At 68.3% G+C, this 17,193-nt stretch carries 15 protein-coding genes and 1 pseudogene; 9 read left to right on the forward strand and 7 right to left on the reverse strand.

The features are described from left to right. Positions 1–68: 68 nt before the first annotated feature. Both MZV50_RS24795 and MZV50_RS24800 read left to right on the forward strand, forming a co-directional pair. Positions 69–1,646 carry an ArnT family glycosyltransferase gene (locus MZV50_RS24795; protein ID WP_252632000.1) on the forward strand — a complete coding sequence of 526 codons (1,578 nt, stop codon included), beginning with the start codon at positions 69–71 and terminating at the stop codon, positions 1,644–1,646. A gap of 93 nt (positions 1,647–1,739) precedes the next feature. Then, positions 1,740–2,768, forward strand: a complete 1,029-nt coding sequence (locus tag MZV50_RS24800; protein ID WP_252632001.1) for a DJ-1/PfpI family protein — start codon at positions 1,740–1,742, stop codon at positions 2,766–2,768. On the opposite strand, the gene MZV50_RS24805 is transcribed toward MZV50_RS24800, so the two are convergent. Together MZV50_RS24805 and MZV50_RS24810 are read right to left on the reverse strand one after the other, a co-directional pair. After that, positions 2,728–3,369: a 3-oxoacid CoA-transferase subunit B gene (locus tag MZV50_RS24805; protein ID WP_252632002.1), complete on the reverse strand. Its 642-nt coding sequence runs from the start codon at positions 3,367–3,369 to the stop codon at positions 2,728–2,730. The two genes, MZV50_RS24800 and MZV50_RS24805, sit on opposite strands and share 41 nt — an antisense overlap. Beyond that, positions 3,369–4,079 (reverse strand): CoA transferase subunit A, encoded by a 711-nt coding sequence (locus MZV50_RS24810; protein WP_252632003.1) that lies wholly within the window; start codon positions 4,077–4,079, stop codon positions 3,369–3,371. The genes MZV50_RS24805 and MZV50_RS24810 overlap by 1 nt, the downstream gene beginning before the upstream one ends. Before the next feature lie 174 nt (positions 4,080–4,253). On the opposite strand from MZV50_RS24810, the gene kefF reads away from it, so the two are divergent. Together kefF and MZV50_RS24820 are read left to right on the forward strand one after the other, a co-directional pair. Next, positions 4,254–4,841 carry a glutathione-regulated potassium-efflux system oxidoreductase KefF gene (gene kefF, locus MZV50_RS24815; protein ID WP_252632004.1) on the forward strand — a complete coding sequence of 196 codons (588 nt, stop codon included), beginning with the start codon at positions 4,254–4,256 and terminating at the stop codon, positions 4,839–4,841. Between the two features lie 7 nt (positions 4,842–4,848). Next, positions 4,849–6,752 (forward strand): annotated as a pseudogene (locus tag MZV50_RS24820) (monovalent cation:proton antiporter-2 (CPA2) family protein). 5 nt (positions 6,753–6,757) lie between these two features. On the opposite strand, the gene MZV50_RS24825 reads toward MZV50_RS24820, so the two are convergent. The 3 genes from MZV50_RS24825 to MZV50_RS24835 form a co-directional block, all read right to left on the reverse strand. Further along, the gene (locus MZV50_RS24825) at positions 6,758–7,795 is read right to left on the reverse strand and encodes a helix-turn-helix domain-containing protein (RefSeq protein WP_252632005.1); all 1,038 of its coding nucleotides are present in this window, start codon (positions 7,793–7,795) and stop codon (positions 6,758–6,760) included. 310 nt (positions 7,796–8,105) lie between these two features. Further along, the gene (locus MZV50_RS24830; protein WP_252632006.1) at positions 8,106–9,149 is read right to left on the reverse strand and encodes a fatty acid desaturase family protein; all 1,044 of its coding nucleotides are present in this window, start codon (positions 9,147–9,149) and stop codon (positions 8,106–8,108) included. Between the two features lie 110 nt (positions 9,150–9,259). Next, on the reverse strand, positions 9,260–9,931 hold the full coding sequence (locus MZV50_RS24835; protein ID WP_252632007.1) for an OmpA family protein: 672 nt from the start codon (positions 9,929–9,931) through the stop codon (positions 9,260–9,262). Positions 9,932–10,140: 209 nt separating this feature from the next. On the opposite strand from MZV50_RS24835, the gene MZV50_RS24840 reads away from it, so the two are divergent. Then, positions 10,141–11,076: an isopenicillin N synthase family dioxygenase gene (locus tag MZV50_RS24840; protein ID WP_252632008.1), complete on the forward strand. Its 936-nt coding sequence runs from the start codon at positions 10,141–10,143 to the stop codon at positions 11,074–11,076. Positions 11,077–11,162: 86 nt separating this feature from the next. After that, positions 11,163–11,666: a DUF805 domain-containing protein gene (locus MZV50_RS24845; protein WP_252632009.1), complete on the forward strand. Its 504-nt coding sequence runs from the start codon at positions 11,163–11,165 to the stop codon at positions 11,664–11,666. A gap of 19 nt (positions 11,667–11,685) precedes the next feature. On the opposite strand, the gene MZV50_RS24850 is transcribed toward MZV50_RS24845, so the two are convergent. After that, positions 11,686–13,560, reverse strand: coding sequence for a ubiquitin-activating E1 FCCH domain-containing protein (locus tag MZV50_RS24850; protein WP_252632010.1), 1,875 nt, complete (start codon positions 13,558–13,560; stop codon positions 11,686–11,688). A gap of 119 nt (positions 13,561–13,679) precedes the next feature. On the opposite strand from MZV50_RS24850, the gene trmD reads away from it, so the two are divergent. Together trmD and rplS are read left to right on the forward strand one after the other, a co-directional pair. Next, positions 13,680–14,417 (forward strand): tRNA (guanosine(37)-N1)-methyltransferase TrmD, encoded by a 738-nt coding sequence (gene trmD, locus MZV50_RS24855; protein ID WP_252632011.1) that lies wholly within the window; start codon positions 13,680–13,682, stop codon positions 14,415–14,417. A gap of 2 nt (positions 14,418–14,419) precedes the next feature. Further along, positions 14,420–14,818, forward strand: coding sequence for a 50S ribosomal protein L19 (gene rplS, locus MZV50_RS24860; RefSeq protein ID WP_252632012.1), 399 nt, complete (start codon positions 14,420–14,422; stop codon positions 14,816–14,818). Positions 14,819–14,881: 63 nt separating this feature from the next. On the opposite strand, the gene MZV50_RS24865 is transcribed toward rplS, so the two are convergent. Continuing rightward, positions 14,882–15,691 carry a M23 family metallopeptidase gene (locus MZV50_RS24865; RefSeq protein WP_252632013.1) on the reverse strand — a complete coding sequence of 270 codons (810 nt, stop codon included), beginning with the start codon at positions 15,689–15,691 and terminating at the stop codon, positions 14,882–14,884. 446 nt (positions 15,692–16,137) lie between these two features. Here MZV50_RS24865 and MZV50_RS24870 point away from each other — a divergent pair, with 446 nt between their 5' ends. Further along, positions 16,138–17,103 carry a LysR substrate-binding domain-containing protein gene (locus MZV50_RS24870; protein ID WP_252632014.1) on the forward strand — a complete coding sequence of 322 codons (966 nt, stop codon included), beginning with the start codon at positions 16,138–16,140 and terminating at the stop codon, positions 17,101–17,103. Positions 17,104–17,193 lie beyond the last annotated feature (90 nt).

Genomic DNA, 17,193 nt, shown 5'->3' on the forward strand with positions numbered 1-17,193 from the left:
AACCGTCATAAACGCCCGTGAACGCGGAACAATTGGTCAGAATTTTTTTACTTGGCTAATTAGGCGTCATGCAAGCCGTTCACGAATCTCCGCAATTCTCAGTCGAGGCCCGCGCGTGGCGGTGGACCCTGCTGATGGTTGCGGGCCTGACGCTCGTGCGGCTGATCGCCCTCTTCACGACGCCGCTGGAGCTCTATCCGGACGAAGCGCAGTACTGGCTGTGGTCGCGCGAGCTGGCGTTCGGCTACTTCTCCAAGCCGCCGATGATCGCCTGGCTGATCTGGCTGACAACCAAGATCGGCGGCGACGCCGAGCCGTGGGTGCGTCTGTCCGCCTTGCTGCTGCACGGCGGCGCGGCCCTGGTGATCCACCGCATCGCCCGCAAGCTCTATGGCGGCTGGAGCGGACTGGTCGCCGCGGCGATCTACAGCCTGATGCCGGGCGTGGTGCTTTCGTCGGGCCTGATCGCGACCGACGCGCCGCTGCTGTTCTTCCTGGCCCTGACGATCTGGGCCTATGTCGACCTGGCCACGGCCTACGCCCCGCGCCGCTACTTCGTCGCCCTGGGCATGGGCGCGGCCCTGGGCCTGGCCTTCCTGTCGAAATACGCGGCGATCTACGCGCTGGGCAGCATCGCCATCCACGCCCTGATCTCGAAGGAGGCGCGCAACCGTTGGTGCCCGGCGGCGATCGTTCTGTTCCTGGCGGCCTTCGTCCTGGTGCTGGCCCCCAACTTCGCCTGGAACGCCAGCCACCAGTTCTCGACGGTCAAGCACACGGCCTCGAACGCCAACTGGGGCGCACACACCCTGTTCAACTTCCGTGAGCTGATCGAGTTCGTCGGTTCGCAGTTCGGCGTGTTCGGCCCCGTGCCGTTCGCGGCCCTTCTAGGCGGTGCGATCTGGCTGGGCGTGAAGCGAAAGCTGGCCTCGCCCGACCTGCTGCTGCTGTGTTTCGCCGCCCCGCCGCTGATCCTCGTGGCCGGCGAGGCCTTCGTCTCGCGCGCCAACGCCAACTGGGCCGGCGCGGCCTTCGTGGCCGGCTCGGTGCTGGCGGCCGGCTGGCTGCTGCGCTGGAACGCCCGCCGCTGGCTGATCGGCGGCCTGGCGTTCCAGGCCCTGTTCGCCGCCTTCTTCGTCGCCTGCATGATCAGCCCCAAGCTCGCCGACGCCACGGGCCTGTCGAACGGCTTCAAGCGCGTGCGCGGCTGGGACCAGACCGTTCAGGCGATCATCGAGCGCGCCCGCGAGGAGCAGGCCCTGCGTGGCGGGGTCAGTTCCGTGGCGATGGACGATCGCTTCGTCTACAACGCCGCCGCCTACTACGGCCGCGACTATTTCGGCCAGCCAGGCGCGCCGCCGCTGCGCATGTGGGTGCACGAGGCCCATCCCCAAAACCAGGCTGAGACCTCGGCCCCGCTGGACGCCCACTACGGCCGCCGCGCCCTGATCGTCAGCCTGGAGGGCGGCTATCGCCCCGAGATAGAGCAGGATTTCAAGGCCCATTCCGGCCTGCAGATCGCCCGCGTGCGGCTGGACAAGAAGCGCTCGCGCCGCGTCGACCTGTTCATCGCCGAGGGCTTCGCCCCCCTGCCCCGCGACCCGATCACCGGCCTGCCGCCTCGCCCACGGCATCAGCCACAGTAAGGACATCGGACGTCCTGGCTGCTTTCGAGGGATCACCGTCCTTTCGCCAGCCCTCGCCACGGCGATGCTTCCCGCGTCTCACGGGAGGTCTTCATGTCGCGCCTGCTCGCCATCTTGCTGGCCCTGTTCACCGCCTCGCCGGCCCTGGCCCGGCCTCTGGTCGTGATCCTGGCGGACGCCCGGGGAACCGAGACCACCGATCTCGTCGCCCCCTACGCCGTGCTGGCCGAGTCCGGAACGGTCGAGGTGAAGATCATCGCCCCCACCCTGGCGCCCGTGCGGCTGATGCCGGGCAAGGCTTGGGTGCGGCCGCAGGCGACCTTCGCTCAGCTGACCCGCGAGCCGGACGTCGTCGTCATTCCCTTCATGATGCCGGCCTATGACCCCGTCCGTGACGCCTGGCTGCGCGAGCGCGCCAAGCGCGGCGCCCGGATCGTCGCGATCTGCGCCGGGGCCGAGACCCTGGCCCGGGGCGGCCTTCTGAATGGCCGCGAGGCCACGACCCACTGGTTCGAACTGAAGCGTCTGGCCAAGGCCTATCCGAACGTGCGCTGGCGGCGCGACCGGCGCTGGATCGTCGACGGGCCGATAACCACCACCGCCGGGGTGACGGCGTCGATCCCCGCCAGCCTCGCCCTGCTGCGCGACCTGGCCGGCGAGGAGGTGATGCGGGCGACGGCGGCGCGGCTGGGCGTTCCCCTCCCCGTCCAGGCCCACGACGGCGCGGCCTTCCGGGTCGGGACGGACGCGGCGATGACCGGCCTCTCGGGCTGGGCCAACGCCTGGCGCGGCGAGAAGGTCGCGGTGCGGATCACCGACGGCTTCGACGACCTGGCCTTCGCCACGGCCCTGGACGCCTGGTCGAGGACGAACCGCTCGGAGGCCTTTCCGAGCCAGGGCGCGGTGTCACGGCATAGGCTTGCGGTGATCGCGCCGGAGAAGCTTCCGCGCGCCGGCCGGATGGTGGAGCCGCGCAACGGCGATCCGACCACCGCCCTGAACGACATCGCCGCCGCCTATGGCAAGGCGACGGCGAGATACGTGGCGCTCACCCTGGAGCACCCCTACTGGCTGGAGGTGACTAGAGCGCCACCTCGAACGCCGCCTCGGTCTTGGCCTTGACCTCGTCGACCGTGACGCCCGGCGCCAGTTCGATCAGCTTCACCGGCGTCTTGCCGCGATTGATCTCGAACACGCCCAGCTCGGTGATCAGCAGATCGACCACGCCCGCGCCGGTCAGCGGCAGGGAGCATTGCTTGAGCAGCTTGGGCGCCCCGGACTTCTCGCAGTGGTCCATGACCACCACCACGCGCTTGACGCCAGCGACCAGATCCATGGCCCCGCCCATGCCCTTGACCATCTTGCCCGGCACCATCCAGTTGGCCAGGTCGCCGTTCTCGGCCACCTGCATGCCGCCCAGGATCGACAGGGCGATATGGCCGCCGCGGATCATGGCGAAGCTGTCGGCCGAGCTGAAGTACGAGCTCGAGTCCAGCTCGGTGATCGTCTGCTTGCCGGCGTTGATCAGGTCGGCGTCCTCCTCGCCCTCATAGGGGAAGGGACCCATGCCCAGCATGCCGTTCTCGCTCTGCAGCGTCACGTGCATGCCTTCCGGGATGTAGTTGGCCACCAGGGTCGGAATGCCGATCCCCAGGTTCACGTAGAAGCCGTCCCGCAGCTCCTTGGCGGCGCGGGCCGCCATCTCGTCGCGCGTCCAGGCCATTACGCTTGTTCCTTCTGGCGGGTGGTCACGCGCTCGATGCGCTTCTCGAACTTCGCGCCCTTGATCAGGTGGTCGACATAGATGCCGGGCGTGTGGATGGCGTCCTTGTCCAGGGCGCCGATCGCGACCAGTTGCTCGACCTCGACGACGGTCTTCTTGCCGGCCGTGGCCATCATCGGATTGAAGTTCCGGGCCGTCTTTCGATAGATCAGATTACCCTCGGCGTCGGCCTTCCAGGCCTTGACGATGGCCAGGTCGGCGGTCAGGCCGCGCTCCATGACGTACATCTCGCCGTCGAACTCGCGGACTTCCTTGCCTTCGGCGACCAGGGTGCCGTATCCGGTGCGCGTGAAGAAGGCCGGGATGCCCGCACCGCCCGCACGGATGCGTTCGGCCAGGGTGCCCTGCGGATTGAACTCCAGTTCCAGTTCACCGCTGAGGTAGAGCTGTTCGAACAGCTTGTTCTCGCCCACATAGGACGAGACCATCTTCTTGATCTGGCGGTTCTCCAGCAGGATCCCCAGGCCGAAGCCGTCGACGCCGCAATTGTTGGAGATGACCGTGAGGTCCTTCGTTCCCGCCTCGCGGATCGCCGCGATCAGGTTCTCCGGAATGCCGCAGAGGCCGAACCCGCCGGCCATGATGGTCATGCCGTCGAACAACAGCCCGGCCAGGGCCTCGACGGCGTCTGTCTTCACCTTGTCGACCATGGTGTCTCCCTATTCCGAACGCGCGGGCTATCGCGAGCTGGCCGCTTTTTATCCAGGACGGATGAAAAGCCTGCCTCTCAGCTTTCCTCCGGCTCTCGGCGAACCGTGTCGCCCGAGCCGTGACGAAATTCAACCCTTGATGAATATTTTTCCGCCAGGCGGAGGGGTTCAGTGATGAACGACGCTAACACCGGCTCCGTGACACCCGCCACCTCCGGCGTGCTGTTGGTGCTGGCCCACCCGGCGCTTGAACGCTCGCGCGCCAATCGGGCCCTGGCCAAGGCGGCGAAAGGCCTTTCCGGGGTCACCTTCAAGGATCTTTACGAGACCTATCCGGACTTCGTGGTCGACATCGAGACCGAGCAGGCGGCCCTGGTCGCGCACGACGTCGTCGCCCTGCAGTTCCCGCTGTTCTGGTATTCGCCCCCGGCCCTGATGAAGGAGTGGCTGGATCTGGTCTGGCTGCACGGCTTCGCCTATGGCGAAGGCGGCGAGGCTCTGAAAGGTAAGCGGCTGTTCGTGGCCTGCACCACCGGCGCCAGCGCCAAGGCCTATCACGCCCACGGCTACAACCGGTTCTCGATGGACGAGTTCCTGCGGCCGCTGGAGCAGACCGCGCACCTGTGCGGCATGGAATGGGAGACGCCGTTCGTGGTTCACGGCGCCTCGGTGAAGGACGACGCGGCCCTGAAGGCCGAGGCCGAGCGCTACAAGGCGCGCGTGGCCTCGCTGCTGCCGGCGCGCGGCAAGGCGGAGGCTTAAGGACGGCATGGAGAACTTCCTCACCCAGACCCTGGTCTATCTGGGCGCGGCCGTCATCTCGGTGCCGATCGCCAAGCGGCTGGGGCTCGGCTCGGTGCTGGGCTATCTGATCGCCGGCGTGGTCATCGGGCCTTTCGCCCTGTCGCTGGTCGGCGACCAGGCCGACGTCATGAAGTTCGCCGAGTTCGGCGTCGTCATCCTGCTGTTCCTGATCGGCCTCGAGGTGCAGCCCTCGATGCTGTGGGACATGCGCAAGGCGATCTTCGGCCTGGGCGGCGCGCAGGTGCTGGGCACGGCCCTGGCCATCGCCGCGGCCTCGCTGGCCCTGGGCCTGCCCTGGCAGACGGCCCTGGCCGTGGGGCTGGTGCTGGCCATGTCGTCCACCGCCATCGTGCTGCAGACCCTCGACGAGAAAGGGCTGCGGCAAGGCCCGGTCGGCCGCGCCGCGTTCGGGGTGCTGCTGCTGCAGGACCTGGCGGTGATCCCGATGTTCGCCCTGCTGCCCCTGCTGGCCACCGGCGCGGCGCATCACGCCGAGGCCGGCGGCGGGCATGGCGGCGGCAGCCTGGTCGCCCACCTGCCGATCTGGGCCCAGACCCTGTCGGTGTTCGCGGCCGTGGCGGGCGTGATTGGCGGCGGCCGCTATCTGGTGCGCCCGGTGTTCCGCTTCATCGCCAAGGCCCGCCTGCGCGAGATCTTCGTCGCCGCGGCCCTGCTGATCGTGGTGGCCGTGGCCAGCCTGATGCAGATCGTCGGCCTGTCGCCCGCCCTCGGGGCCTTCCTGGCCGGCGTGGTGCTGGCCGAAAGCGAGTTCCGCCGCGAACTGGAAAGCGACATCGAGCCGTTCCGGGGGCTGCTGCTGGGCCTGTTCTTCATCACCGTCGGCGCGGGCGTGAACCTGCCGCTGGTGGCCAGCCAGCCCCTGGTCCTAGCCGGGATCGTCGTTGGCCTGATGGTCCTGAAATTCCTGGTCATGTACGGCATCGCCCGCCTGTTCGGGGCCCAGAAGCGCGGCGCCATGGCGGTGGCCACGGCCCTGGCCCAGGGCGGCGAGTTCGCCTTCGTGCTGCTCAGCTTCACGGTCGGGGCCGGCGTGATCGGCGTCCAGCTGGCGGCCCTGCTGACCGCCGCCGTCGCCGTCTCCATGGCCCTGACGCCGGTGGCCATGATCCTGTACGAGCGCATCGCGGCCCTGATGGACGCGGCCATCCCCGACGTGGTCCCCGAGACCGGCGACTTCGACGAGGGCGAGCCGGACATCATCATCGCCGGCTTCGGGCGCTTCGGACAGATCACCGGCCGCATGCTGACGGCCAACGGCTTCAAGTCGACGATCCTGGACAGCGACATCGAACAGATCGAGCTGCTGCGCCGCTTCGGCCGCCGCGTGCACTATGGCGACGCCACGCGGCTGGACCTGTTGCGCGCCGCCGGCGCCGAGCGGGCCCGCATGCTGATCGTCGCCCTGGACGACCGCGAGAAGGCCGTCGAGCTGGTCGAGACCGCCCGCGAGGCCTTCCCGAACCTGGTGATCCTGGCCCGCGCCTGGGACCGCCGCCACGCCTACGACCTGCTGTCCAACGGCGCCGACGCGGTCGAGCGCGAGACCTTCGAGGCCGCCCTGGCCCTGGGGGCCACGGCGCTGCAGAAGCTCGGCTTCCGCGCCCATCGCGCCCACCGCGCCGCCGCCTTCTTCCGCCGCCACGACCGACGGGTGTTCGAGGAGCTGCGTCCGATGTGGGGCCAGGAAGAAGCCTATATCCTGGCCTCGCGCGACGCGGCCAAGACCATGGACCGGCTGCTGGACGCCGACCTGCACCGCATGCGCCCCGGTGACGCCGGGGGGCCTGGGACACCGCCAGCCTGGACGAGGAACTGCGCGAGCGCGCCCAGCAGGAGGGGACCAGCTAGAGCGCCTAGGCGGCGTCCAGCGCGCGCAGCCAGTCCGGCAGCCCGCCGTTCGCCGCCTGCAGCACGCTGGCGCGGGCGGCGGCGGTCGCGCCCTGCCCCCGCGCCTCGCCCGGCGTCATGCCGAACCGCGTCTTGAAGGCTCGGCTGAAGCTGGACCAGACGGTGAAGCCGTAGCGCTCGGCGACCTGGGCCATGGCCAGGGGCTGGGCGGGATCGGACAGGGCGTCGAACACCCGGCGCAGACGGCGATTGCGGATGTGTTCGCTGACACCGCCCAGCGGCGCGAACAGCCGATAGAGCGAGGCGCGCGACAACCCGAACTGGCGGCACAGCCGCTCGGCGCCCAGGTCCGGATCGGCCAGGTGCGCGTCGATGAACCGGCGCACCCGGGCGCGCTGGGTGTCGGCCGCCGCCCGCCGCGCCTCCGCGCCGCGCAGTCCCAGGGTCAGGCCGGCCAGCAGGTCGGTGGTGGCCCGCCCCACGCCATAGGCCTCGTCAGGACGCAGGTCGGGCGCTACGCGCATCAGGCTCTCGGCGTGCGATCGCAGCAGTTGGGCCCCCGCACTTTCGCGCCGCAGGACCAGGCCGTGCAGCGGATCCAGGTCGATGTCGCGGGCGTCGAAGGCGTCGCGCGGCAGGGCCAGGTTGATGTTGGTGCAGCGGGCCGTCTCGGACTGGAAGGTCCGGGTCAGGTCCAGCAGGCAGACGTCGCCCGGACGCGCCGTGATCTCGTCGCGGCCCGCGCGCCGCACGTCCTCGCCGTCGACGATGATCTGCACCAGGATCAACTCAAGGCCAGTGGCCGCGATCTTCCGCGCATCGCGGCCGTAGGTGAAGGCGGCCTGACTCATGTGGGCCTGGCCCAGCAGCAGCGGACCGATATTGAAGCTGTTGATGCCCAGATCAGGCCCGGCGGCGTCGACGTCGCGCAGCCCGATATCGAAGATCGGCGCGATGGCGTCCGCATAGGCCTCAGCGCCGGGCCGGCCGGGGGTCACCCGGGTGCCCGCCTGGAAGTGTGGAAGCGCCGAATCTGACGACATGGAGAACTCGAACGAACGCTACGCGGCTCCGCAGCCAGACCCCGAAAGGCGATCGACGTCAACGGCCCGGGCGCCGCGTCTCAGATTCATGACCCGCCGTCTCAAACGACCGCCGTTCCATTGATCCGTTGGCGGCTCGCTCGTAGCAACCGCCGGCGCGCGGTCGTCGTCTCACCGCTTACGGTGTGGATCGCGCGACGAGCGTCCGGTCAGATCCGTCCAGGGTGGGGAAACTTTGGATGGTCCGACCGCCGCGCGAAAACTTCCAAGCCTTCGCGGCGCGGGCTCCCGCCGAGTCCGCGCCGTTTCTTTATTCGGCGGCGAGGTTCTTCCGCCCGACGCGACCGAACAGATCGGCCAAGGCCTCGAACAGGCCCTTCTCCGAGGCATGGTGATAGATCGAGTCCGTCCCCAGGGCCTGGGCCAGCCGCGCGTGGGCTTTGCCCAAGTTGTGATACGGCAGGCGCGGCAGCAGATGGTGCAGGGCGTGGTAGCGCAGGCCCACCGGCGCCCAGAGTTCCGAAGCCAGGTTCGGCGGCGGGACGTTGACCGAGTCCAGGAACTGCTCGTCCAGGGTCATCTTGCCACCGTCGTTGTCCCAGTGGTGGGCGACCAGGGTGCGGGCCTGGTTGACGAAGGTGGCGACCGAGAAGATCGCCAGACCCGTCAGCACGAAGCGGACCGGCAGCATGCCGGCGACCGTGGCGGCGATCACCGCCCACGACCACAGCCAACAGGCCACGTCCTGGACCACCCACTCGGGACGCCAGCGGTTCAAGTCATCGCGCACGAAGTCGGGATTGATGATCAGGGCCGACAGCTTGGTCTTCAGATAGCGACGCAGCGGCGGGACCACGAACGACAGTGGGATCAGGATCGCCGAGCGCAGGACCACGCCCAGCGGCGCCAGCAGCGCCACGAACAGGAAGCCGGCCAGCTTCAGCGGCGTGAACCGCGACAGCGGCAGGTATTCCGGATCCAGCGCCGTGCCGAACCGGTCCTTGATGTGGTGGATATTGTGCACGCCCTCGTACATCAGCGACGGCGTCATCAAGGGCACGCCAACCAGCACGTTCCAGCCGATGCGGAAGCCCGGCGCCTCGTCGTCGCGGATGTGGGTCAGTTCGTGGATGAAGGACAGGGCGCGATAGAGGGCCAGCATGCTGACCAGGCCAGCGACCAGGCCGATCGCCAGGCTGGCGGTCGTCGCCGCCACGTAAAAGCCGCCCCACATCAGGGCGGCCGAGATCACGAGGTCGATCCAGTAGATCGTCGCGTTCGGGGTCATCAGGTCGCCAGCCAGGGCATAGGCCTGCTTGGTCAGACTGACGCCTTCGCTCGCCAACTTGTTCACGTCCACCTCACGCCGCGCCATCCGCGATAAGGACGACGAATTGGCGACGGCGCGAGGGAAAAGCAACCACTTGGATCAAGGGCGCGACGATTCCGCGCCCTTAAGCGGATTTAGGTCAGCGGGCGCAGGATGATCTCGACCCGGCGGTTCTGGGCGCGGCCGGCGGCGGTGGCGTTGTCGGCGATCGGCTGGCGCGCGCCCATGCCCGCGACGAAGATGCGGTCCGGCAGCACACGGCCCTGGCGGGTCAGATAGTCGGCCACCGCGCTGGCGCGGCGCTCGGAAAGACCCTGGTTGTAGTCGGCGCCGCCGCTGCTGTCGGCGTGGCCCACCACGTCGATGGTGGTCTGCGGATAGGCGTTCAGCGTGCGGGCCACGTCATCCAGGACCCGGGTGAACTGCGGCTGCACGTCCGACTTGTCGACCGCGAAGGTCACGTCGCTGGGCATGACCAGCACGATCTGGTCGCCGTTGCGACGGATCATGACGCCCGAGGATTCCAGGCTGCGCCGGAGGTCAGCCTGCTGACGATCCATGTAGTTGCCGACCGCGCCGCCGGCCAGCGCGCCGATGCCCGCGCCGATCAGCGCGTTCTTGCGGCCCTGCTCACCCTTGTTGGTGTTGGTCAGATAGCCCAGCAGCGCGCCGCCGGCCGCCCCGGCCAGCGCGCCCGTGCCGGTGTTGTTGCGCACGGGCATGCCCGTATACGGGTCGGTCGTCGTGCAGGCGGCCAAGGCGCCGGCGCCCACCAGGACAGCGGCCAGAGCGAACTTGCGGGTCATCGCATCCCTCGTCATTTTACGTTAGAGCAAGGTCCGACGGGCAAACGCCTGGCTTATGGTCAAGTTCCATTCTCACGCTCGCGCCCGCGATGAACGGCCTTCGTTTCGCCGGACGCTCAGTGTAGGATGAACGGCCTTCGTTTCGCCGGACGCTCAGTGTAGTAAGAAGGGACTTACTCATTCCAAGGCTCGCACCGAGGCTTCTAGACGTGTCCACCTCCGCCATCGAACCGGTTTCGTTCTCCCTCTACAGCAAGGACTTTCCGCGCTTCGCCCAGGAGCTGGGCGCCTCGTTCGAGCGCTACGGCTTCGCCGTGCTGTCCGAGTACGACATTCCCCAGGACCGCATCGATGCGGCGCTCGCGGACACCAAGGCCTTCTTCGCCCTGCCGACCGAGGTGAAGAAGCAGTACGCTGGCGTGAAGGGCGGCGCGCGCGGCTACATCCCGTTTGGCGTCGAGACCGCCAAGGGCGCTACGCACCACGACCTGAAGGAATTCTGGCACATGGGCCGCGACCTGCCGCCCGGCCACCGCTTCCGCGCCACCATGGCCGACAACGTCTGGCCCGCCGAGATTCCGGCCTTCAAGCACGATGTCAGCTGGTTCTACAACGCGCTCGACAACATGGGCGGCAAGGTGCTGGAGGCGATCGCCACCTACCTGAAGCTGGACCGCGACTTCTTCAAGCCGACCGTCGAGAACGGCAACAGCGTGCTGCGCCTGCTGCATTATCCGCCGATCCCGCAGGACGCCACCGGCGTCCGCGCCGGCGCCCACGGCGACATCAACACCATCACCCTGCTGATGGGCGCCGAGGAAGGCGGGTTGGAGCTGCTGGACAGGAACGGCGACTGGCTGCCGATCAACCCGCCGCCCGGCTGCATCGTCATCAACATCGGCGACATGCTGGAACGGCTGACCAACCACGTCCTGCCCTCGACTATCCACCGCGTGCAGAACCCGCCGCCCGAGCGCCGTCACATCCCGCGCTACTCGACGCCGTTCTTCCTGCACTTCGCGTCGGACTACGAGATCAAGACGCTGCCCAACTGCGTCACGCCCGACAATCCGGACCGCTATCCGGAGTCGATCACGGCGGATGAGTTCCTCCAGCAGCGCCTGCGCGAGATCAAGCTGGCCTAGGGCTGCCTCAACCTCAAGCCGCACCCTTGAACGGGCTCCACCATGCAGCCATGGTGGAGCCCTTCTTCTTGGTATCGGGGGTGGCGATGCAATTTTTGAAACGGGGACTGGGTCGCCTCACAGACTTCTCGGGCCGGGATCCGCGCCGGCTGTTCTGGCCATATGCCGGCGTCCTGTTTCTGTTGCTGTTCGTCGTCATGGGCGGGGTCAACAGCACCTTCATGGCGCGGGCCATGACGAGCATGCAGACCAATGCGCCGCCGAACTTCAGCCTCATGGTCGGGGCCATGGGCGTAGAGATGCTGGTCTTCGTGGGCCTGCTGGCCGCCGCCGTGGCGCGCCGCCTGCACGACACTGGACGCACCGCCTATTGGGGCCTGGCGCCCCTGCCGTTCCTGGCCTTCGGCATCATCGGCTTTTCAATCGTCGTGCGCAGTTTCGACAAGCCGTTCTCTGGCCTTGGGACGCTGTTCGTCGCGATCTTCTTCAACAACGTGCTCTATCTGGCAGCCCTGGTGACCCTCATCGTGCTGCTGGCGCGACCGACCAGACCGGAAGCCAACCGCTACGGCGAGCCTCCGGCCGCCTGACCTGCTGGCCGCCCCTTTTCTATTTCGCGATCCGCAACTCGGAGATTTCCTGGGCGATCGCCTTGAACGCCGTCTTCAGCTCCGAGCCGTTGGCCGGGAAGAAGGCCTTGCTGCTGTCGCTGGCGCAGTCGGTCAGGAACGACTTGGCGGTCGCGTCGGACCCCACGTCGAAGCCAACGGTGTAGACGATGACGCCGTTGGCCGGATCCTTGATCGCCTTGCAGAGTGCACGGCTCTGCACGAAGGGCGCGCCATTGGTCGCGGCGCAGTTGATATGGTCGCTGGAATTGCCGCTGCCGCTGCCGGCGTCCAAGGCGATCACCCCCTTGCAGTAGGGCGTGTTGAACGCGCCGTCGGTCATCAGGATGACGAACTTCAACAGGTCCTTGGACCTGTAGGCCGCCGGCCTCTGCGCCGGGTTGGGCCACAGGTAGCCGAAGTTCGGCGCGACCATGTACCAGCCCCAGGCCAGGCCGATCTGGCCCGCCGTCGAACCGCCCTCGCTCAGCGCGGTGATCTGGTTCTTCAGGGTCGTCCGATCACTGGACAGCGGGGTGATGGTCGCGCCGGGACAGGGATTGGGCGAGTTGGTGTCCGCGGACAGGTACGACGGATAGTTGGTCCCGACGAAGGCCGTGCTGGGCGCGGCGTCGGTATAGGCGTCCGCCCCCGTCCGCTCGCTGACGCAGGAGCTGCGGCCGCGGACCTCCGACGTGTTCGAGGCGCTGGTATAGGCCAGCTTGTTGCAACCGGGGTTGGCGCTCTGCTCGCAGGTGGCCGCGCCGCCGCTGGTGTAGGTCCCCGTGGTCGAGCCGCCGATGACGCCGGTGTCGAAGGTGGTCGCGGTCAGGTTGGTGATCGTCCGGGTCGAGCCGTTCAGCGTGGTCAGGCCCGCCATGCCGGCGAAGCTGATCTGGTCGTTCGTGATGAAACCGTGCGCGGTCGAGGTGGTGACCACGATCGAGCAGGCGCTGGTCAGGCACTTGCGCACCTGACCGCCGCCGCTGCTGTAGTTGCCGAAGGTGCTGGTGCTGGTGTTCTGCAGCGAGAAGCTGTCGGCGTTCACCTTGGTGATCGTGTAGGTCTTGCTGTTCAGCCCGCTCATGTTCCCGGTGATCCCCGAGATATAGACCTTGTCGCCGGTCGCGAAGCCATGGCTGACCACGGTGACGACGGCCGGGTTGGCCTTGCTGACGCCGGTGATCGACTTGGCCGAGGCCAGCCAGGCCGCGCCGCTGATCGCGCGCACGGGCACGGGGCCGCGCGCGGCGTCGGCATAGGTCCCGACATTGACGCCGGCCGCGTAGGGCACCAGCGCCACCTTGGAATAGAACGGGACCTGGTTGTCCTTGACGATGATGTCGACGAGGTCGGAGGCGGCGGTCTTCAGGTCTGTGATCCGCGTCCCCTTCATCGAGCCGGTGATGTCCAGCACCAGGGCGACTTCCAGGTTCTTCGACGAGCGCACCACGTCCGACGTCGCCGTGACGGTGAAGTCGTCGCGGGTCCAGAGATTGGCGATGACCGGCTTCAGCTTGGCCGTGGCCGTGCCGATGATGTGGTTGTCGGCGCCGGCCGTGAACTTGGCGTTGGCGCCGCTCAGGCCCAGGTTCAGGCTGGCGACCTCGGCCAGGAACGCGGGATCGCCGACCGCTTCCATCTCGGCGTCGGTGGTGGCGGTCGAGCGCGCCGCGATCAGGGTGGCCGCGTCCAGGGCGTCCTGCATCTGGCGGCGCTGCAGGCTGATGCGGCCCAGGTCGACCAGAGCGAAGACGATCACCGCCAGCGGGATGACCAGCAGCGCGAACTGCACCGCGATCGCCCCGCTCTGATCCCGCCGCGCCCGGGCGGCGCCTTCGCTCAGGCGTCGGAGGATGCGGCGGAGGGTAGGCATGGTCGTGTCCAGGCGAGGCGGCTGGGCCAGACCTTTCCCCCACGAGGGTGAACAAGGCGAAAACACCTCTGGTGAACGGTCCCTTCGACTCTCGCGCCGGGTGCGGCTAAAGAGCGCCCATGCCGTTCACCGCCACCGTCCTGACCATGTTCCCCGAGGCCTTCCCCGGCCCGCTCGGCGTCTCGATGATCGGGACCGCCTGGAAGGAACAGGACCTGTGGCGTCTGGAAACGCTGGACATTCGGGCCTTTTCCAAGGATAAGCGCGGCTTCCTCGACGACACCCCCGCGGGTGGCGGCGCGGGAGCCGTGCTCAAAGCGGACGTTATCGCCTCGGCGCTGGACAGCGTGGAGCGCGATGGACGGCCGCTTTTGTACATGAGCGCCCGGGGCAGGCCCCTGACCCAGGCGCGCGTTCGAGAGTGGTCCAAGGCGCCCGGTATCGTGGTGCTGTGCGGCCGCTTCGAGGGGGTGGATCAGCGGGTGCTCGACGCCCGCGGGTTCGAGGAGGTCTCGGTCGGAGACGCGGTCCTTGCCGGTGGCGAGGCGGCGGCGATGGTCGTGATCGAGGCGTGCGTTCGATTGGCCCCGGGTGTTCTGGGGAACATCGAGAGCACGCTAGAAGAGAGCTTCGAGGACGGCCTCCTCGAGCATCCGCAGTACACGCGACCGCGGACGTTCGAAGGGCTCGACATCCCCGAGGTGCTGCTGTCGGGCGATCACAAGCGGATCGACCAGTGGCGGCGCGGTATGCGTGAAGAAACGACCCGCGAGCGGCGTCCCGATCTCTGGGAAACGCATCTCGCCAATCAACAGGCAAAAGGCGGCCCGAAAACGGGTAAGCCCAAGGAGAAATGATCATGGCGATCAACATCATCGCTCAGCTCGAGCAAGAAGAATCGGCCCGTCTGCTGGCCGCCCGCGCGATCCCGGAATTCCGTCCCGGCGACACCCTGCGCGTCAACGTGAAGATCAAGGAAGGCGAGCGCGAGCGCGTTCAGGCCTACGAAGGCGTCTGCATCGCGCGTCAGGGCGCGGGCGTCCACGAGAGCTTCACGGTCCGCAAGATCTCGTTCGGCGAAGGCGTGGAGCGTCTGTTCCCGCTGCTGTCGCCGAGCATCGAAAGCATCGAAGTCAAGCGTCGCGGCGTCGTCCGTCGCGCCAAGCTGTACTACCTGCGCGACCGTCGCGGTAAGTCGGCCCGTATCGCTGAGCGCGCCGGTGGCAACGCCAAGGCCGCGGCGGCGACCGAAGAGTAATCTTCGACGCATCGCGAATGAACGAGGCCCCGACGGAAACGTCGGGGCCTTTTTCTTTGTCCGCTAGGCGGGGAAGCGGACCACGACGTCGGAGCCCGGCAGTTCGTCGCGACGCTCGGAATCCAGACCCTCGAGTGGCGTCCATGGCGCCGAGCCCAAGCGCCCCAGATCCTCGTAGCGGCCCAGCAGGGTGAAGCGTTCGAAGCCGTAACCGACGCCCTCGCCCAGCAACGGCGCGGCCGCATCGGCCACGTGCAGGTGCAGGTGCGGGCCGGTGCTGTCACCGGAGAAGCCCAGCCGGCCGATGACCTGGCCCTTGCGCACCCTGTCGCCGATCCTCACCCGCAGGCTGCCGGGGATCAGGTGCTCGTAGACCGCGAACCGCCCCCTCCCCAGATCCAGCGAGACGTAGTTGCCGGCCGCCAGGTCCTGCGGATGCTTGCCGTTCCTGGAGACCCGCTCGGCCTCGGGGACGCCGTCGCGAGCGGCGGCGACCACCGCGTCGGCCACGGCCAGCACCTCGGCGCCGTAGCCCAGGGCGTCGCGGGCGAGGTCGGGGTCGCCGACGGCGATGCGGCCCTGGTCGTCCAGCTTCACCCAGTCGATCGCGGTGCGGCCCGGCAGGCGCGAGACGCCATCGGGGGCGTAGAACACCCGCCGATGCCCGCGTGGCCAGTCTGCCTTGTAGATCGCCGCCCACGGTCCACCGCGCAGGGGCGGCCCCAGCATCGGGCCGTCCTCGGCCGGAAGGTCGAGGCTGAAAGTGTTGCCGCCCGCCTCGATCGTCAGGCGGCGGGTGTGGTCGGACACATCCAGTTCGACGAAGGTCCCGTCGAACCGGCCCAGCACGGCCTGGCCGTCGCGCACCGTCACCGGCCCGGCCGGGACCTCGAAAGCGCGCGCCGCCGGCCTTCGACCCTGACCACGGCGAGGGGATGCCGGGGGGCCGAGGCGGCGGCGCGCGCGAGACCCGGAACGAAAGCCAGCGCCAGAGGGGCGGCCATGGCGCCGCGCCGGGTCAAACTATCAGGCATGTCGCCTCCCCTGGTCTCTTCATCTGGACTTGGGGAGCGCATCGGCCGGATCAAGTCGCCTTATCGCGGCTGGATCAGGCGCGGGTGTTTCGAGGGCGGGCTTGGCGTCCGCAGCAGCGCCCACAGCTCTTGCAGCGCCAGCACCCAGCCGAACGTGGTTTCCTTATGCATCTTGAGCGCCTGGTCCATCATCACGGCCCTCCTTGGCTGTCGATGACGTGGAAGATCGACGTTCGACCGCCTGATGACAAACGCGGCCTCCTTGACTATGCATAAGCTATCCTTATGACTGACATCCTCTCCCGCCTGCCGCTCAGCGCCATCCGCGTGTTCGAGGCGGCTGCTCGCCTGAAGAGCTTCACTCGCGCGGCCGACGCGCTGGGCGTGACGCAGGCCGCCGTGAGCTGGCAGGTGAAGGCGCTGGAGCAGCGCCTGGATCAGCCGCTGTTCAACCGTCTGCCGCGCGAGGTGACCCTGACCCCGGCGGGCGAACGCCTGTCGCGGGCGGCGACCGAGGCGATGTCCCTGCTGCGGGCGGCGGTCTCCGACCTGGTCGAGGCCGAGGAAGGGGTGCTGTCGATCACCACGGTCCAGAGCCTGGGCGGCCAGTGGCTGGCCCCGCGGCTGGGCGGATTCCAGATCGCCCATCCGCGCATCGCCGTACGGCTGGAGGCCTCCAGCCGGGTGGTCGACCTGACGCGCGAGGGCGTCGACATGGCCCTGCGCGGCGGTCACGGCCAATGGCCGGGCATGACCGCCCACTTTCTCATTCCCGCCGTCCAGACGCCGTTGGTTTCACCCGAGTTTCTGGCCAGGATCGGCGGACTTTCGAAGCCCGAAGACCTGCTGGACGTCCAACGCATCGGCATCGCCCGCGAGTGGGACGAGTGGTTCCAGGCCGCCGGCGTGACAGCCACCCCTCAGAAGCTGGATCCGCGCCTGGCCTCCGACGCCCAGGCGCTAGAGGTGGCCAGCGCCCTGGCCAGCCACGGCGCGGCCCTGGGCTCGCCGATCTTCTTCGCCCGCGAGCTGGCCGAGGGCCGCTTGGTCATGCCGTTCGACGTGGTGGCCCGCTATACTGGCGGCTATTGGCTGGCCTATCCCAACGACCGGGCCAGGGTGCGCAAGATCGCCGCCTTCCGCGACTGGGTGCTGGCCCAGGCCGCGGCCGATCCGCTGATCGCCCACTATGCCGCCCTGCCGCCGCTACAGGCTCCCGCCGCCTCGCCGCTCACCCGGTCCCCGCCATAGAGGTCAAGCTTGCGTGCGCCCGCACCCATCTTGACAAAAACCTCGTTCCATGAGATGGTTAACTCACCCCCGACACTGTCGGGCTTCCAG

This window comes from Caulobacter segnis (assembly GCF_023935105.1).
Taxonomy (GTDB): Bacteria; Pseudomonadota; Alphaproteobacteria; order Caulobacterales; family Caulobacteraceae; genus Caulobacter; species Caulobacter segnis_B.

Coding starts and splice junctions, on each gene's coding strand:
- MZV50_RS24795 (WP_252632000.1), top strand. CDS start 69: ATGCAAGCCGTTCACGAATCTCCGCAATTCTCAGTCGAGGCCCGCGCG.
- MZV50_RS24800 (WP_252632001.1), top strand. CDS start 1,740: ATGTCGCGCCTGCTCGCCATCTTGCTGGCCCTGTTCACCGCCTCGCCG.
- MZV50_RS24805 (WP_252632002.1), bottom strand. CDS start 3,369: ATGGCCTGGACGCGCGACGAGATGGCGGCCCGCGCCGCCAAGGAGCTG.
- MZV50_RS24810 (WP_252632003.1), bottom strand. CDS start 4,079: ATGGTCGACAAGGTGAAGACAGACGCCGTCGAGGCCCTGGCCGGGCTG.
- kefF (WP_252632004.1), top strand. CDS start 4,254: ATGAACGACGCTAACACCGGCTCCGTGACACCCGCCACCTCCGGCGTG.
- MZV50_RS24825 (WP_252632005.1), bottom strand. CDS start 7,795: ATGTCGTCAGATTCGGCGCTTCCACACTTCCAGGCGGGCACCCGGGTG.
- MZV50_RS24835 (WP_252632007.1), bottom strand. CDS start 9,931: ATGACCCGCAAGTTCGCTCTGGCCGCTGTCCTGGTGGGCGCCGGCGCC.
- MZV50_RS24845 (WP_252632009.1), top strand. CDS start 11,163: ATGCAATTTTTGAAACGGGGACTGGGTCGCCTCACAGACTTCTCGGGC.
- MZV50_RS24850 (WP_252632010.1), bottom strand. CDS start 13,560: ATGCCTACCCTCCGCCGCATCCTCCGACGCCTGAGCGAAGGCGCCGCC.
- trmD (WP_252632011.1), top strand. CDS start 13,680: ATGCCGTTCACCGCCACCGTCCTGACCATGTTCCCCGAGGCCTTCCCC.
- rplS (WP_252632012.1), top strand. CDS start 14,420: ATGGCGATCAACATCATCGCTCAGCTCGAGCAAGAAGAATCGGCCCGT.
- MZV50_RS24870 (WP_252632014.1), top strand. CDS start 16,138: ATGACTGACATCCTCTCCCGCCTGCCGCTCAGCGCCATCCGCGTGTTC.